The following is a 16917-nucleotide window of genomic DNA, read 5'->3' as shown; positions in this document are numbered from 1 at the left end:
CTCCTCAAGAATGACATGACCGGGACCCGGCCCCACCCCCTCCGAAGAGGGGGGGTGTCAGGGCAACACGGTGGCTACGCGCGGCGGCCCTTGGCGACGAACTCGCCTCGGCTGTGGATGCCGGTCTTGTCGAACAGCGACTTGATGTGGACCTTCACCGTCTCCACGGAGCACCCGAGCCGGGCGGAGATCTCCTTGTTCGCCAGGCCTTCGTGAAGACAGTCCGCCACGCGTGACTCCTGGGCGGTCAGCTTCTCCTTCCAGTCCGGGCGCAGCCAGTGGACCCGCTCGTGCATCCGCACCTGCCACAGGTTGCGGCTCCCCCAGTTGACGGCGGAGGGACTGAACGTCACGTCCAGCCGGTCCGCGTCGCGCTCCAGCGTGAGCGACTCCAGCCGCGGATCCGCCGCGACGTCAAAGCGGGACAGCGCCCTCACCCGCTCCGCCCAGGCTCGGGGGACCCCGTCGCTGAGTTCGTGGGACGGAAACCACCGCTCCAGCAGCGGAATCGCCGGGCCCGTGTCCACCACCTTGCGCCCCAGGCTGTTGAGCACCAGCACCGGGCTCGCCCCCATCGCGATGGCCTTCAGCAGGTCGCGCTCGAAGCGGACGGCGTAGAGCTCCTGGAGCCGCGCCACCGCCCGGGAGATGTACGGGATGATCTGCTGCAGGAACCACTGCGCCTTGAGCGTGAAGGGCCGGGAGGACTCCCGGTACATCGCGATGCCGCCCTTCAGGTCCTGCTCCGTGAAGAGCAGCGACGCCAACACGCGCTTGAGCTTCAACCCCGCGCCCTGGCTGCGCCGGAAGGTCTCCGTCTCCACCAGCGGCTGCCCCCGCAGCATCTGGGCGTCGCTCAGCACCAGGTTGGGCTGCACCACCGTGGCGCGGAAGACGAAATCCTCCTGCACCCACTCCGCGTAATCCTTGAGGAGGGGGTGGACGGTGTCGGTCCTCCACTGCAACCCCGCCGTCCCATCCGGATTCGCGCAGCCCACCGCGAGGTGGTCCGCCTCGCAGAGCGAGAGGAGCGCCCGGGACAGGGCCTCGTAGACGTCCTCCAGCGTCCGGGCGTCGCCCAGCGCTTCCTTCAACTCCGCGACCAACGCCTGCTCACGCGACAGGAACTTCCGTGCCTTGCCCATGGGTACCACCCCCGTTTGCAATACCCATCAAGTATTACGAGCGCGGAAAGAGGGCCCATCCCCCCAAAGAGGTATGACAGGCCTGTCGGCGGCGTCCGCCGGCTACACGCGGCGCCCCTGCGCGAGGAACTGCGTGCGGCTCGAGGTCCCGGTCTTCCGGTAGATGGACTGCAGTTGCTTCTTCACCGTCCCCTCCGTGCTCCCCAAGGGAATCGCGATGTCCCGGTTCGAATCCCCCCGGTGGACGCCATCCGCCACCTTGAGCTCCGCGGGCGTCAGCAATCGCAGCCAGTCCTCCCGCAGCCAGTGCGGGCGCTCGATGATGCGCACCTGCCACAAGGGATTGCCCGCCCAGAGGATGGTGGACAGCGAGAACGTCACCTCCAATCGCTCGCCGTCCTTCTCCCGCTCATCCTTGAGCAGGTCCGGGGGGAACATCCCCTTCACGCGCGACAACGCCTCCACGCGCTTCACCCACGCCTGGGGAATCCCTCGCGGCGCCAGCTCCGAGCGCGTGAACCACTTCTCCAACAGCCGCGTGGCCGCGTTCGTCCGGACCATCTCCCGGCCCCAGGGCGTCAGCACCAGCAGCGCCCCGGTCTCCACGGCGCCGGCCTTGAGCAGGTCCAACTCCAATCCCTGTGCATGCAGCCTCTGCACCCGGCTGACCGCGCGGTGGATGGCGGGCACCAACTGCTGCAACAACTGCTGGCTGCGCGCCGGGAAGGGGCGGGAGCCCTCGCTGTACACCGCGAGCCCGCCCTTGAGCCCCTGCTGCTCTTCAATGAGCAGCGTGGCCATCACGTGCCGCAGGTCCAGCCCCGCCTCCACGCTGCGGTGACGCGTCTCCATGGCGTCCAGCTTCTTCCCCTGGAGCATCTCCGCCGTGCTCAACACGCGGTTGGGCTGCGCGAGGGTGGCCTGGAAGACGAAGTCCTGCGTCACCCATTCGGAGTAATGCTTGAGCAGGGGCATCGTCGTGCGGCTCGTCCACTGGAGCCCCACGGAGCCATCCAGGTTGGCGCAGCCCAGCGCGAAGTGGTCCGCCCTGCACAACTGGAGGACGCGCGCCTCCAGGACGTCGTGGATGTCCTTGTAGCTGCCGACGTCAATCAGGTCCGTCAGCAGCTCCGTCCGAATCGACTCCTCACGCGACGTGAATCGCAACGCCCCACCCATGCGGAATGCCTCCCCCGGCAATGCCATACGTCTGGAGCATGACATGGACAGGCCCGGGGGCTGGAGGCCCCTCCCCCACCCGCCCGCCCTTCCGCTCCCCAACGGGGCGGCGACGTCGGGCTGGACGGCTCCCCCCCTGGCAGGTCAGCCTGGACATCCTTGGAGGATGCAACCCACATGGCCGCCCCGCTGCCCCCTGAATCCCGGTTCCACATCGAGGTCATCAAGCTCCTGCTCCAGGTGGCCACCAGCGACGACCGCGTCACCCGCGAGGAGATTGACTCCATCATCGAAACGGCGCGCGGCTTCAGCGTGCCCCTGACGGACCTCAGCGCCCTCACCCGCTGCCTCCAGGAGGGCCACCCGCTCCCGCCGCCGGACCTGGGCCTGCTCCGCGAGGACCCCAGGGCCGTCCTCGACGCCGTCCACGCGCTCATCGCCGGAGACGGCCACGTGCACGAGTCGGAGATCGCCATGGCCCGGCAGATCCGCGAGCTGCTCGGCATCGCCCCCTGAGGGCTCCACGTCACGCCGTCGCGTGCAGCGGGTGCCCGTCCTTGTGCTCGGGCGCGCCCGCGAGCCTGCGGGTGAGCCGGCGGCGCACGACGTCCACGTGCTCGCGGAAGAAGTACAGGTTCTCCGCGTAGGCGAGCGGCACCGCGATGCGGTTCACCTCGCGCTCGGCCTCCTCCAGCCGCTTGAGCATGTCCTGGAGCAGCTCCGGGTCCGGGTCCTCCTCCAGTTGGATTTCAATCTCCTTCAGCCGCGCGTACCACCGGTGGATGCGTGAGCGCACCCGCCACAGGAACACCGCGGGCACCGCGCGCCCCAGCGGCACCACCACCGCGATGATGGGCACCAGCATCACCCACAGCCGGTCCACCAGGTTCGCCGCCCAGAAGGGCAGGTAGCGCTGGAGCAGCGGAACGCCCGTCGCGTAGTAGCGCTTCGCCTCGCTGCTCAGCGCGAAGCCCGCCGCGAGCGGCGCGGGGAACTCGCCCGTCTTGTCCAGGATGCCCGCCGTGCCGTGGATGTCGCTGGCCGCGCGCATCAGCAGGTACGCGAGCGCCGGGTGCAGCGAGTCCTTCGCCAGCAGGAGCGCGTTGGGCGCGAGCAGCACCACGTCCTCGTCCGGCACGTTCCTGGCGAAGTCGAACACGCCCTGCGGCAGCACGTGGCGCGACAGGTACGGGTAGCGGCGCGTGTAGGCCTCCGCGCGCTTGAAGCTCAGGAGGCGCACGTCCTTCACCGCCGCCAGCTTCTGGATGCGCGGCGACTCCGCGGGCGACACCAGGAACACCGCGTCCACCTTGCCCTGCGTCAGCGCGTCGATGGCGGCGTCCCGGTCCAAGGGCAGCAGCTCCGTGGGCGCCGCGTCCACCTTGTTCGCCTGGAGCAGCGTCATCGCCAGCGCGCGCGTGCCGCTCTCCTCGGGCCCCACCGCGATGCGCCTGCCCTGGAGGCCGCGCACGTCGTCCACGGGCTCGCCCCGGTAGAAGACCCACAGCGGCACGTAGGAGAGGCTGCCCAGCGACAGCACGCGCTCCGGCACCTCCTGCCCCTTGCCGCCGGTGGTGCCGCTCTGCGCGAAGGCGATGTCCACCCCGCTGTCCTCCGCGCTCAACAGCGCCACGCTGCCCACGGAGCCCTTCGTGTTGCGCAGCTCCAGCGTCACCCCGTGCTGCGCGAGGAACTTCTGGTAGCGCTTCGCCATGTAGTTGAAGCCGCCTTCGTCCGGCGCCAGCGCCATCACCAGCGTCTTGGGCGGCGCGGGCTTGACGAAATAGAACGTCACCGCGAACGCCACCGCGATGAGCAGCGTCGCGGGAGCGACGGCGATCCACAGGTCGCGCCGCAACGTGCGCTTGAGCTGCGCCTTCAACGAGTCCGTCTTCATGAAGCCGCGCAGTATACCGACCGCGCCGTACGAGACCCCGCCGTACACCGCGTCGGTCCAGGCAGGCGAGCACGTCACGACCCGGGGGCACTTGGCGCAACCCCTTGCGCGACACACCCTCCCTCCCAGGCCTTTTTGAAGGGGTGCGGCATGGGTTGGCGCGGCGGGTGGGTGTGGTCCTTGCTGGTGGTGGGGGTCGGCTGCGGCGGCGCGCTCCCCGAGGAGCAGGCGGAGGCAGCGCTCGCACAAGAACCCACCTCCGCCCCCGACGTGACAGCGGAGGGCCTCTGCCTCCCCACCGCGGCGGGCACCCAGCGGGTGAAGACCCTCCTGCCCCCCTCGGAGCTGGGCATCCCGCGCTTCGCGATGGGACCGGGCAGCTTCGTGGACTTCCAGGGCACGCTGCACTTCGCGGTGAACGGCGAGGATGGCCGCCGCGGCCTGTGGCGGAGCACCGGCACGGACGCGGGCACCACGGAGGTGCGGTTCTTCCCGCCGACGCAGGGCCGGGAGACGCCGCTCCTGTCGGGGCTCACCGCCACGCCGTCGCGGCTCTTCTTCCAGGCGCCGGACGCGGCGCACGGGCTCGAGCTGTGGGTGAGCAACGGGACGACGGCCGGCACCCGGATGGTGAAGGACCTGACGCCGGGCGTGGAGAACTCGTACCTGACGCACCTGGCGGCGTCCGGGGACAGGCTGATCTTCTTCAAGGAGACGTACGACGCCTCGGCGTCCACCACGCGGTATGAGCTGTGGAGGTCGGACGGCACCGCCTCGGGCACGGTGCGCGTGCGCGACTTCGGCACGAGCGTGGACGTGAGCTACCTGGACGCGAAGCAGGGCAACGCGCTGCTGTTCTTCGTGCGCGAGCTCCAGGGCGCCACCTCCCTGTGGCGCACGGACGGCACCGCCGGGGGCACCTTCGCGTTGAAGCGGCTGGACGCGGGCCCCGACACCTACCCCAACGACGTGCGCACCTCCGGCGCGCTCACCCTCTTCAAGCTGGAGGAGAGCAGCGGCCTGTCGGAGCTGTGGAAGACGGATGGGACGGCGGGCGGCACGGTGCGGCTGGCGTCCTTCGGCCCCACGCGCGCCATGCGCGTGCTGGGCGCGCTGGGCTCGTCCGCGTACGTCACGACGACGTCCTTCAGCACCCAGTACATGGTCGTCTACCGCGTGCCGCTCGCGGGCGGCAACCCGGAGCCCGTGGTCACCCTGCCCAACGACTACGCGTCGCAGGGCCCGGCGTTCCCAACCATCGACGCCGTGAGCCAGGCACCGGGGGGCAGGAAGCTGTTCTTCTCGGTGGCCATCGGCAGTGACGGGCCCGCGCCGCGCGACACGCAGTTGTGGGTGACGAACGGCACCGCCGGGGGCACCACGCTGCTGCGCCGGCCGCTGAGCCTTTCGGACGAGTACAGCTCGCCGGTGTACGCGGTGGCGGACAACCTGGTCTTCTTCAGCGCCTATGAGACCCCGGCCGGCATCGAGCCCTGGGTGAGCAACGGCACGGTGGCCGGGACGCGCCGCCTCAAGGACATCGCCGGGCCGGCCCAGGGCGGCTCCTCCTACCCTCGCGAGTTCTTCCGCCTGGGCAGCCGCGTCTACTTCAGCGCCTATGACGACACGCAGAACTCGCAGCTCTGGTCCTCCCACCTGAGCACCGCCTGCGTGGCGCCGGAAGACGCACAGTAGGCGCGGGGCGCCTCCCCGCCTGGGCTCCAGGCGGGTGGCCGTGCCGGGCGGAGGGGTGGGTGTTAGACACCGGCGCATGCCCACCGTCAGCGACAGCGCGCGCAGCGCGGGACTCCGCCTCGAACGCAGCCGGGCCTCCCGTCAGTTCGAGGGTCACGGCTTCCGCAACACCGCCCCCGTGGGGCCCGGCCTCCAGGGGAACCCACTGCCCCTCCTGGGCGAGTACTTCTTCGGGGGTACGCAGCGCACGCCGCCCGCGCCGCTGCCGGTGGACGACCCTCGCGGCGCCTGGGCCCGCGCGCCGGACACCGGCCTGCGCGTCACCTGGCTGGGCCACAGCACGATGCTCCTGGAGGTGGACGGCGCGCGCGTGCTGACCGACCCCGTCTTCGGCGACCGGGCCTCGCCCGTGTCCTTCGCGGGCCCCAAGCGCTTCCACGCCCCGCCCGTGCCGCTGGAGGCGCTGCCGGACCTGGACGCGGTGCTGGTGTCGCACGACCACTTCGACCACCTGTGCCGGAGCACCATCCAGGGGCTGGCGAAGCGGCGGGTGCCCTTCGTCACCGCGCTGGGCGTGGGGCGCCACCTGGAGGCCTTCGGCGTGGCTCCGGAGCTGATCACGGAGCTGGACTGGTGGGAGGAGCACCGCATGGGCCCGGTGGCGTTCCGCGCGACGCCCTCGCAGCACTTCTCCGGCCGGGGCCTGGGCGACCGCAACGCGACGCTGTGGGCGTCGTGGGTGCTCACCACGGACAAGCACCGGCTGTTCTTCAGCGGCGACACCGGCCTCACGGCGGAGTTCGAGGAGATTGGCCGCAGGTGCGGCCCCTTCGACCTGGTGATGCTGGAGGTGGGCGCGTTCCACCCGAGCTGGGGCGGCATCCACCTGGGCCCGGAGAACGCGCTCAAGGCGCACGCGATGCTGGGCGGCGGCACGCTGATGCCGGTGCACTGGGGCACCTTCAACCTGGCGCTGCACGCGTGGGACGAGCCCGTGGAGACGCTGGTGAAGCTGGCCACGGAGCAGCAGGTGCGCCTCTTCACGCCGGGCCTGGGCAGGAGCCTGGAGCCCTCGCGCGTGGAGGGCGTGACGCCGTGGTGGCGCGACGTGGGCGAGCCCCGCCTCGTGCCCCGGCTGGCGCCGTGACGCCAGGGCTCGACGCCCACCCGACGCCCGGGCGTAGAGTCCCAGGCCATGCGCCCCTCCCTCCGGCTCCCCGTCGCGCTGTCCCTGGCCGTCGTGCTGTCGCCGCTCGTGGCGTGCGACCCCGCGGCCGGGGGGCCATCCCAGCCGGATGATCCGGCCCCCGCCGCGGCGAAGAGCGCGAAGCGGGGCCTGGGGTATGGCTATCACTCGGCGGCGGACCTGAAGGCGCTCTCCCCGGGGATGAGCTGGTGGTACAACTGGTCGCCCCGGCCGGAGAGCGGCGCGGCCAGCGTCTACGTCTCGGAGCAGGTCTCCTTCGTGCCCATGGCCTGGGGCGGCACGCCCACGGTGGCCCAGCTCGAGTCGGAGATTCCGGCGGGCGCGCGGTACCTGCTGGGCTTCAACGAGCCCAACTTCAAGTCGCAGGCGAACAAGACGCCCCGCCAGGCCGCGGCGCTCTGGCCCGTGCTGGAGGAGGTGGCCCGCCGCAAGGGGCTCGAGCTGGTGTCCCCGGCGGTGAACTACTGCGGCGACTGCGTGTCGGAGGACGGCGTCACCTTCAGCGACCCCGTGGTGTACCTGGATGCCTTCTTCGAGGCCTGCGCGAACTGTCAGGTGGATGCCATTGCCATCCACTGGTACGCGTGCGACCTGAGCGCGCTCCAGTGGTACGTGGAGAGGTTCAAGAAGTACGGCAAGCCCCTCTGGCTGACGGAGTTCGCGTGCGGCGACCTGCCGCCCCCTGCCAAAATCACCTTGGACTTGCAGAAGAAGTACATGGTGGATGCCATTGGCTATCTGGAGTCGGAGCCCGCCATCGAGCGCTACGCGTGGTTCTCCGGGCGCAACAACGAAATCCCCGCCATCAACCTGCTGGGCGACTCCGGCGAGCTGACCGAGCTGGGCCGCCTGTACGTCACGCTCGCCGCCGGGGCCTCCACGCCGTCTCCCTGAGGGGTGAGGCGCCAACCTACACACGGGGTTGGACAGACGCGAAGACGTCTATTCGGTGCTCCCAGGATTCTGGGGCTAAGGTAGACACCTCATGGCGCTTGAAGCGGGGGACACCTTCGGAAGGTATGAGCTGGTGTCCTGGCTGGGCCGGGGCGGCATGGCGGAGACGTGGCATGCCCAGTTGGTGGGCGCGGCGGGTGTCACCAAGTCCGTGCTCATCAAGAAGGTCCTCCCGGAGTACGCGGACGACGAGGCCTTCATCTCCATGTTCATCAGCGAGGCGCGCATCTCCGCCACGCTGTCCCACGGCAACGTCGCGCAGGTCTTCGACTTCGGGCAGGTGGAGGGCGAGTACTTCCTCGCCATGGAGTTCGTCGACGGCAAGCCGCTCGACAAGGTGCTCAAGCGCGCGATGCGCAGCGGGCTGCCCGCGCTGCCCATCCCCGTGGCGGTCTTCATCGCGATGGAGATGTGCCGGGGGCTGCATTACGCGCACTCGCGTACGGACAGCAGCGGCAAGCCGCTGGGCATCGTCCACCGCGACATCTCTCCGGACAACGTGCTCGTCAGCTACGAGGGTCAGGTCAAGATCGTCGACTTCGGCATCGCCAAGGCGCAGTTGCTGCGCGGCTTCAAGACGGAGCCCGGCGTGGTGAAGGGCAAGTATCTCTTCTTCTCCCCGGAGCAGGCGCGTGGTGAAGAGGTGGATGCGCGCACGGATGTCTGGGCCACCGGCGTCGTGCTGTATGAGCTGCTTTGCGGCCGGCTGCCCGTGGAGGGCCCGCCGCATGTCGTGATGATGAAGATTGCTCACGGCGAGATTCCACCGCTGAGCCAACCGCGGCCGGACCTGCCGGAGGCGCTCAACCGCATCGTCCTCCAGGCGCTGAGCCCGGATCCGTCCCAGCGCTTCGCCACCAGTCACGCGTTCGGGGATGCGCTGGCGGGGTTCCTGTATGCGAATCATCCGCGCTTCTCGTCGTTGAGCCTGGCGCACCTGCTGCGGGTGCTGTTCCGCGGAGACCTGCTGAACGAGGGCCGGGAGCTGGCGGTCCCCGACGACTTCCTGGCGGAGCTCAAGGCGTGGCGGCAGCCCGTGACGCCAGACCAGGTCCCCACGGTTCCCCACCTCCGGGCCGTCCCGACGCCCCGGCCGTCCCCCGCGCCGGTGGTCGTCACGCGCGAGTCCCAGGAAGAGGAGGCACCGGCTCCGCCCACGGCGGAGCTCGCGCCGGTCCGCCGCTCCCGCCTGCCTTGGGTGGGGCTCGCGGTGGGGAGCGCGGCGCTGCTCATGCTGGGCGGCGGCCTCTGGTGGACGCGGTTCCGGCGCGTGCCGGAGGTCCCGACGGGCGCAAGCCGCACCGAGCAGCCCGTGGTGGCGACGGCACCGGAGCCGGCACCCGCGCCGGTGGAGACCGTGGATGCGGATGCGGGCGTGAAGCCGGAGCCATCGCCGCCCCCTCCCGCGCCGCCTCCCGAGGACGCATGGAGCGAGACGCGGGTGCGCAAGCTGCTCGACGACGTGTACCGGCTGGGCAAGAGCAACAAGGAGCTGATGCGGGCGGCGAAGCTGGTCCAGCTCTGCGTGGACGCCGTGCCTGACAACGCGGACTGCCGGCTGGCAGCGGGGCTCACCCATGAACGGCTCCGCGCCTTCGACAAGAGCGCGCTCCACTACCGGGCCTTCTTGCAGCACACCCCCACCACCGACCTCCGGCGGAGCGCGGTGTCGGAGCGTCTGGCGGCCCTGCCGCTGCGCAAGCCATTGGACTCCACGCCCGCCAACGAAGCGGACCTGGAGTCCTCCCGCAGCGCGGTCCTGATGCACCTGACGCGAGGCCAACTGAAGGAAGCGCTCGACGCCGCCAGTCACTGCGTGGCACGGCTGCCTCGCGAGCCCGAGTGTCACCTGTTGCAGGGGGACGTCCTGGCGAAGATGAACCAGGTCCCGGAGAGCACGCGCAGCTACGAGCGCTTCCTGGCGCTCGCGCCCGCGGATCACCCCCGGCGTCCCTCTGTCTTGCGGAAGCTCGTCGAGCTGCGGGCCACCGCCCCCTGAGAGCCCCTACGGCCTCACGCCGCGAAACGGACGGGGATGCTCGTGAGCAGGGCAGGCAGGGAGCCTGCACTCGGGGTTTCCCAGGTTCCGTATAGGATGCGCGCCCTTATGGAATTGCAAGCCGGAGATACCTTCGGACGGTATGAGCTGGTGTCCTGGCTGGGCCGGGGCGGCATGGCGGAGACGTGGCGCGCCCAGTTGGTGGGCGCGGCGGGCGTCACCAAATCCGTGCTCATCAAGAAGGTCCTGCCCGAGTACGCGGACGACGAGGCCTTCATCTCCATGTTCATCAGCGAGGCGCGCATCTCCGCCACGCTGTCCCACGGCAACGTCGCGCAGGTCTTCGACTTCGGGCAGGTGGAGGGCGAGTACTTCCTCGCCATGGAGTTCGTCGACGGCAAGCCGCTCGACAAGGTGCTCAAGCGCGCGAGGAAGGCAGGCCTGGGCGCATTGCCCATCCCCGTCGCCGTCTTCATCGCGATGGAGATGTGCCGGGGGCTGCACTACGCGCACTCGCGCACGGACAGCAGCGGCAAGCCGCTGGGCATCGTCCACCGCGACATCTCCCCGGACAACGTGCTCGTCAGCTACGAGGGCCAGGTCAAGATCGTCGACTTCGGCATCGCGAAGGCGCAGTTGCTGCGCGGATTCAAGACGGAGCCCGGCGTGGTGAAGGGCAAGTACCTCTTCTTCTCCCCGGAGCAGGCGCGCGGAGAGGAAGTGGATGCGCGCACGGATGTCTGGGCCACCGGCGTCGTGCTTTACGAATTGCTGTGCGCGAAGCTCCCGGTGGAGGGGCCGCCCCAGACGGTGATGATGAAGATCGCCCATGGGCAGGTCCCCCCGCCGACGACGCTCCGGCAGGACCTGCCCGAGGAGCTGAATGCGCTGGTGATGAAGGCGCTGGCTCCGGACCGGCGGCGGCGCTTCGAATCCAGCCATGCCTTCGGGGACGCGCTGGCGGAGTTCCTCCATTCCCACTACCCGCGCTTCTCCTCGCTGAGCCTCGCGAACCTGCTGCGGGTGCTGTTCCAGGCGGACCTGACGCACGAGGGCCGCGAGCTGTCCGTGCCCGCGACCTTCCGCGACGAGGCGAGGAAGTGGGGCGAGCCCGCGCTGGCGAAGCTGCTGGAGGCCCCACCGCCGGAGCAGGTCCAGACCCGGCGGCTCCCGCGCGCCGTCGTGAAGCCCCCGCCCGTGGAGACGACGCAGCCGGACGCGCCCACGGTTCCCACAGGCCCCTCCCGCAAGGTGCTCTACGGCGCGAGCGCGGCGGGAGGCCTGGCCGTGGCAGGGGCCTGTCTCTGGTTCCTCATGGGCTCCCGTGCGCCGGAGCCCGTCGCGCGGCCCGCGCCCATCCCCGTGCCCCAGACGGTCGCGGTCGAAGCCCCCGCACCGAAGGTCGAACCCGAACCGCCAGCCCCGAGTCCGTTGCAGGAGGACGATCTTCTGGCCGGGGAGCCCATCCCTCCAGAACCCACGCGGCCCGCGCATCCGACGCGGAAGCCGTCCAGGCCCGTCCGCGCGACCCGACACGCCGTGGCCGAGGAGCCCAAGCCCGTGCCGGTCATCGAGCAGCCCACGGCCGTCGCGACCAGTGCCGCCCAGGAACCGCCGCCCGCCATCCCGGAGAGCGCACCCGCGCCCAAGAAGGGCGTCTTCGGGCTGCTCGACTCCAAGCGGCAGGAGGTGCAGCAGAAGGTCTCCTCGCTGGTGAAGACGAAGCAGCAGGAGGTCCAGCAGAAGGTCTCCGGTCTGCTCCAGAGCAAGGACTACGACGCGGCCCTGGAAGCGGCCAATGACTGCGCGGCGAACAACCCAGACATGCCGGAGTGCCACCTCATGCTCGGGGCCGTCCACGCGAAGCTCAACCATCCTCGCGAGAGCACGGAGCACTACGAGACCTTCCTGAAGCTCGCACCCGCGGACCACCCGCGCCGGGCGAAGGTCGTCGAGCTGCTCGGAAAGACTGGCGCGGACTGAGCGGTCAGCGCTTTCCACTCGCGGACATCCCAGGCATCCAGCCAGGAGAAAGACAGCCTCGATTCCGCCATCCCAGGCATCTGGGTTTAGGATGTCTGCCTCATGGCACTGCAAACGGGGGACGCCTTCGGGCGTTATGAGCTGGTGTCCTGGCTGGGCCAGGGCGGCATGGCGGAGACGTGGCGCGCCCAGTTGGTCGGCGACGCGGGCGTCACCAAGCCCGTGCTCATCAAGAAGGTCCTGCCGGAGTACGCCAACGACGAGGCCTTCATCTCCATGTTCATCAGCGAGGCGCGCATCTCCGCCACGCTGTCCCATGGCAACGTCGCCCAGGTCTTCGACTTCGGCCGGGTGGACGGTGGGTATTTCCTGGCCATGGAGTTCGTGGACGGCCAGCCCCTGCACCGCTTCCTCAAGCGCGCGATGAAGAGCGGCATGGGCGCCCTGCCCGTGCCCATCGCCGTCTTCATCGCCATGGAGATGTGCCGGGGCCTGCACTACGCGCACACGCGCACGGACAGCAGCGGCCAGCCGCTGGGCATCGTCCACCGGGACATCTCCCCGGACAACGTGCTCGTCAGCTACGAGGGCCAGGTCAAGATCGTCGACTTCGGCATCGCCAAGGCGCAGCTCATCCGGGACCTCAAGACCGAGCCCGGCGTGGTGAAGGGCAAATACCTCTTCTTCTCCCCGGAGCAGGCGCGCGGAGAGGAAGTGGATGCTCGCACCGACGTCTGGGCCACCGGCGTCGTGCTGTACGAGCTGCTCTGCGGGAAGCTCCCCCTGGAGGGGCCGCCCCAGGTCGTGATGATGCGCATCGCGCGCGGCGAGCTCCCACCGCCGGGCGAGTCACGGCCGGACCTGCCAGCGGAGCTCCAGCGCATCGTCCTCAAGGCCTTGCATCCGGAGCGCTCCGAGCGCTTCGAATCCAGCCATGCCTTCGCGGAGTCCCTCGCCGGCTTCCTGTACGCGAACCACCCGCGATTCTCCTCGCTGAGCCTCGCGCATCTGCTGCGGACGCTGTTTCGCGACGACCTGCTGTCGCACGGCCGCGAGCTGGCCGTCCCGGACTCCTTCCAGGAGGAGCTGGCGTCCTGGCGCGAGCAGGAACCGGCGCTCGCGAAGAAGCCCCCGCGCCCCAGGCCGTTGCTCCATACCGGCAGGATCCCCCTCCCCGAAGCCAGCGTCGAAGTCATGGAGGAGGAAGCCCCGGCCGCGCTCGCCCCCGCGACCTCGCGCAAGTGGATGCTGGGATTGAGCGCCACGGGCCTGGCCGTCGGCGCCAGTTGCCTGTGGCTCCTGTCCCCCACCGGGGTGCCTCCTGAGCACCCTGGAGCCCCGCGCCCCATCGAGCGTCCTCCCAGCGCGGCTCAACCCCTCCGGCCCTCCACCCTGGCGACCGCACCGGCCCCCGAGGCGACAGGCAACGCGCCCCTCACGGTGGAGCCGCTCCCGGAAGCCCCCCTGTCGCTGGCCGACTATCAGGGCCGCGTCCAGGCGCGCGTGCAGCAGGGGGCGCTCCAGGACGCCGTGGAGCTGGCGCACCAGTGCGCGACGCGGTTCCCCCGGGAAGCGGAGTGCCAGTTGCTGCTCGGGATGCTCTACACGCGGCTCAATGACAGCCTCACCAGCGTGACGCACTACCAGCGCTTCCTGGAGTACGCCCCCGCCACGCACCCCAGCCGCGCGAAGGTGGTGAACATCCTGGACGACGCGAAGGCCCTCTCGTCGGCCTCGGGCCTCATCGTGAAGCCAGAGACCTTCGCGGACATGATGCAGACCGGCCGCGCTGCGTTTCGCGACGAGAAGTACCCGGAGGCCGCCGCCACCTACCGGAACGCGCTGGCCCGGAAACCCGACTCGCTCGACGCGAAGCTCGAGCTGGGCCTCACGCTCGTCAAGCTCAAGCCGGGCACCCGGTCCGACCACAAGCAGGCCGTGAAGCTCCTGGAGGACGTCACCCGCGACAATCCGGGCCTGCGTCGCGCGTGGCTGGGATTGGAGACCGCCTACACCCTGACCGGCAACAAGACCAAGGCCCGGCGCGCCCATGACCGGTACATGCTGATGTCCCCCAGCAACAGGGCGAACCCGGCGAAGGCGCGCGAGCGCATCAAGAGCCTCGGCTTCTAGTCCGCACCGGGCTGGAACCCCAGCCCCTCCGCCACCTCCGCTTGCGTCAGCTCGCGCCACGCCCCTTCCGCCACGTCCAGCACCACCCGTCCCACCGCCTCACGGTGCAGCGCGAGCACCGGGTGCCCCACCGCCGCGAGCATCCGCTTCACCTGGTGGTGCCGTCCTTCCGTGAGCGTGAGCGCCACCACGTCGGGCGCGCGCAGCAGCGCCTCCGCCGGGCGCGTGGGGCCGTCCTCCAGCGTCAATCCCTCTCGCAGCCGCGTCAGCGCCGCCTCCGGGGGCTGCCCCTCCACGCGCGCCACGTATCGCTTGGGCAGGTGCGTGTCCGGCGCCGTCGCGTGCCGCACCAGCCGCTCGTCGTTGGTGAAGAGCAGGAGCCCCGTGGTGTCCCGGTCCAGGCGGCCCACCGCGTACCACTCGAAGCCCTGGAGCTCCGGCGGCAGCACCGCGCGCAGCCTTTCGAAGACGGTGCCCATGCCTTCGGGATCCGACCCGTGCACCACCGGCCCCGCGGGCTTGTGGAACATCAACACCCGCACGTGGCGCGTCAGCGCGCGCTCCACGCCGTCCACGCGCACCCGCGTCCCCTCCCCCACCGGCGCGAACGGCTCCCGCTCCACCCGGCCGTCCACCTCCACGCGGCCGTCGCGGATGGCCTGCTCGGCCTCGGCGCGGGGCAGCACGCCGGCCCGGCCCAGCGCTCGCGTCAGCCAGTCCGCGCCCGGACCCGCCGGGGCCTCCGGCCCCCTGCGCCTCGCGGCCTCCAGCCACCTGGGCGTCCGTTGCTTGCGTGCCATGCGTCCTCCCGTGTGCCGCCCGCTGTATCAGATGCGTCACGCCAGGGGATTTCCCCGAACACCTCGAACATGGGTACGAGCAGGAGGGCTTCCATTGAGACTCCACGCCGTTTGACTCCCCCGGGCGGCTCTGCGCATGTGCGCGCCCGCCGTGTCCACGCCTCCCTCCGACCTCGCTGAAGCCGCGCCCGAGCTCGCCGCCTCCCTCGCGCCCCCGCCGCCCGGCCCCGCGGTGGCCTTCGTGCTGCGCCTGGGCCAGGCCCTGCACCGGCACGGCACGCCCGCCCACCGCCTGGAGGGCCTGATGATGCGGGTGAGCGAGCGGCTGGGCCTGGAGGCCCGCTTCTTCTCCACCCCCACCTCCATCTTCGCGTCCTTCGGCCCCGCCGAGGACCTGCGCACCAGCCTCATCCGCGTGGAGCCCGGCGACTTCGACCTGGAGCGCCTCATCCTGCTGGACATGCTCGCGGACGACGTCATCCAGGGGCGCCTCACGCCCACGGAGGGCGCCACCCGCGTGGAGACCATCCTCTCCCGGCCGCCCCGCTACGGTCCCGCCCTGCAGTTGCTCTGCTGGATGCTGGCGGGGGCCTCCGCGGCGCTGCTGTTCGGCGGCGGCTGGAAGGAGATGGGCGTCGCGGGCTTCAGCAGCCTGGCCATTGGCGGGGTGGACCTGCTGACGCGCAAGCAGCCCACCACCGCCCGGGTGCTGGAGCCCGTGGCGGCCGTGCTGTCCGCCGCGTTCGCGGGGCTCGCGGCCCACTTCTTCGGCCCGCTGCACGGCGAGGTGGCCACGCTCGCGGGCCTCATCGTCCTGTTGCCCGGGCTCACGCTCACCATCGCCGTCAACGAGGTCGCCACGCGCAACCTCATCTCCGGCACGTCGCGCCTCACCCACGCCGCGCTGGTGTTCCTCCAGTTGGGCTTCGGCGCGGCCCTGGGCAGCCGCGTGGCCACGGTGCTGCCTCCCGTGCCCATGCCCTCGCCGTCCCTGCCCACGGTGCTGCCCCCGGGGGTCGCCCTCGCCGCGCTCGTGGTGGCGGGCTTCGCCATCGCGGTGCTCTTCCGCGCCCGGCCCCGGGACTGGGGATGGATTGCCCTGGCGGGCGCCGCCGCGTTCATGGGCGCGCGGCTGGGGGCGCTGCTGCTGGGGCCTCAGTTGGGCGCGTTCGCGGGCGCGCTGCTGCTGGGCATCGGGAGCAACGCGCTGGCGCGGCTGCGCAACCGGCCCGCCGTCACCACCGTGGTGCCGGGGCTGATGCTGCTGGTCCCCGGGAGCGTGGGCTTCCGCAGCCTCGCGTCGCTGCTGGAGCGCGACGTGGTGGCCGGCGTGGACACGGCCTTCTCCATGCTGATGGTCGCGGTGGCGCTGGCGGCGGGCCTGCTGTCCGCCAACGCCCTCATGCCTTCGCGCAAGGTGCTCTAAGCGCCCGGCCTCACGCCAGCCGCAGCAGGTACACGCCCGCGAGCGCGACGATGAAGTACGGCACCAGCACCGCCGCGCCCGCGTACTCCTTCGCCATGCGCTGACCGAAGAAGAGCGCCAGCAGCGACAGCGCGGAGAGCACCGCGCCCAGGTACGCGAGGAACGGGTTGCCGTTCACCAGCAGCGCCACCGCGCCCGCCCCGCTCAGGGCCCCGGCCGCCAGCTCCATCAGGGTGATGACCGCCAGCATCGGCGTCACCACGCCCTTCAGGGGCGACTTGGAGAAGTGGCCGGTCAGCCACCCCAGGTTCCCCTTCCAGTCCACGACCTTGTCCAGTCCGGACTGCAGGAAGAGGATGGCCAGGAAGGCGGCGCACAGGAGCTGCGGAAGCCAGAGGGTGAAGCGGGCGGAGTCGAAGGGCGGCATGCGCGCACTCTAGCGCCCCCTCCGCCGCCCCCAAGCTCCGTGAGCAGGCAGGCGGCCGGGCCGGGGGGAATG

Annotated in this window: 13 protein-coding genes; 8 read left to right on the top strand and 5 right to left on the bottom strand. The window is 70.8% G+C overall.

Translation table 11 applies throughout. The annotated features are described in order from the left end of the window. Positions 1-74: 74 nt before the first annotated feature. Together K8556_RS29030 and K8556_RS29025 are read right to left on the bottom strand one after the other, a co-directional pair. Positions 75-1145: a helix-turn-helix transcriptional regulator gene (locus K8556_RS29030; RefSeq protein WP_223743366.1), complete on the bottom strand. Its 1071-nt coding sequence runs from the start codon at positions 1143-1145 to the stop codon at positions 75-77. 102 nt (positions 1146-1247) lie between these two features. Next, entirely contained in the window at positions 1248-2324 is a 1077-nt protein-coding gene (locus K8556_RS29025; protein WP_223743365.1) for a LuxR C-terminal-related transcriptional regulator, read from the bottom strand. A 177-nt stretch (positions 2325-2501) separates the two neighbouring features. On the opposite strand from K8556_RS29025, the gene K8556_RS29020 reads away from it, so the two are divergent. Continuing rightward, complete coding sequence (locus K8556_RS29020) at positions 2502-2840, top strand: TerB family tellurite resistance protein (RefSeq protein WP_223743364.1); 339 nt, start codon at positions 2502-2504, stop codon at positions 2838-2840. A 10-nt stretch (positions 2841-2850) separates the two neighbouring features. Here the strand turns inward: K8556_RS29020 and K8556_RS29015 are convergent, their stop codons facing one another. Next, on the bottom strand, positions 2851-4221 hold the full coding sequence (locus tag K8556_RS29015) for a TAXI family TRAP transporter solute-binding subunit (RefSeq protein ID WP_223743457.1): 1371 nt from the start codon (positions 4219-4221) through the stop codon (positions 2851-2853). Positions 4222-4371: 150 nt separating this feature from the next. On the opposite strand from K8556_RS29015, the gene K8556_RS29010 reads away from it, so the two are divergent. From K8556_RS29010 to K8556_RS28985, 6 genes are all read left to right on the top strand, one after another. Continuing rightward, entirely contained in the window at positions 4372-5916 is a 1545-nt protein-coding gene (locus tag K8556_RS29010) for an ELWxxDGT repeat protein (protein WP_223743363.1), read from the top strand. A gap of 76 nt (positions 5917-5992) precedes the next feature. Continuing rightward, positions 5993-7063 (top strand): MBL fold metallo-hydrolase, encoded by a 1071-nt coding sequence (locus K8556_RS29005; protein ID WP_223743362.1) that lies wholly within the window; start codon positions 5993-5995, stop codon positions 7061-7063. 48 nt (positions 7064-7111) lie between these two features. After that, complete coding sequence (locus K8556_RS29000) at positions 7112-8017, top strand: glycoside hydrolase family protein (RefSeq protein ID WP_223743361.1); 906 nt, start codon at positions 7112-7114, stop codon at positions 8015-8017. A gap of 91 nt (positions 8018-8108) precedes the next feature. Continuing rightward, entirely contained in the window at positions 8109-10076 is a 1968-nt protein-coding gene (locus tag K8556_RS28995) for a serine/threonine-protein kinase (RefSeq protein WP_223743360.1), read from the top strand. A 108-nt stretch (positions 10077-10184) separates the two neighbouring features. After that, positions 10185-12059, top strand: a complete 1875-nt coding sequence (locus K8556_RS28990) for a protein kinase (RefSeq protein WP_223743359.1) — start codon at positions 10185-10187, stop codon at positions 12057-12059. Between the two features lie 102 nt (positions 12060-12161). Further along, a complete protein-coding gene (locus K8556_RS28985; RefSeq protein WP_223743358.1) occupies positions 12162-14192 on the top strand; it encodes a serine/threonine-protein kinase in 2031 nt (676 codons plus the stop codon). On the opposite strand, the gene K8556_RS28980 is transcribed toward K8556_RS28985, so the two are convergent. Then, positions 14189-14992, bottom strand: a complete 804-nt coding sequence (locus K8556_RS28980; protein ID WP_223743357.1) for a pseudouridine synthase — start codon at positions 14990-14992, stop codon at positions 14189-14191. The genes K8556_RS28985 and K8556_RS28980 overlap by 4 nt on opposite strands. A 136-nt stretch (positions 14993-15128) precedes the next feature. Between K8556_RS28980 and K8556_RS28975 the strand changes: the two genes are divergently transcribed. Then, positions 15129-16418, top strand: a complete 1290-nt coding sequence (locus tag K8556_RS28975) for a threonine/serine exporter ThrE family protein (protein ID WP_255652404.1) — start codon at positions 15129-15131, stop codon at positions 16416-16418. A gap of 10 nt (positions 16419-16428) precedes the next feature. Here K8556_RS28975 and K8556_RS28970 read toward each other — a convergent pair whose 3' ends face one another. After that, the gene (locus K8556_RS28970; protein ID WP_128795351.1) at positions 16429-16845 is read right to left on the bottom strand and encodes a DoxX family protein; all 417 of its coding nucleotides are present in this window, start codon (positions 16843-16845) and stop codon (positions 16429-16431) included. Positions 16846-16917: the final 72 nt, after the last annotated feature.

This window comes from Corallococcus sp. AS-1-12, assembly GCF_020036995.1.
GTDB lineage: Bacteria > Myxococcota > Myxococcia > Myxococcales > Myxococcaceae > Corallococcus.
The sequence above is the reverse complement of the archived record's forward strand: the minus strand, read 5'-3'. Positions and strand labels throughout refer to the sequence as shown.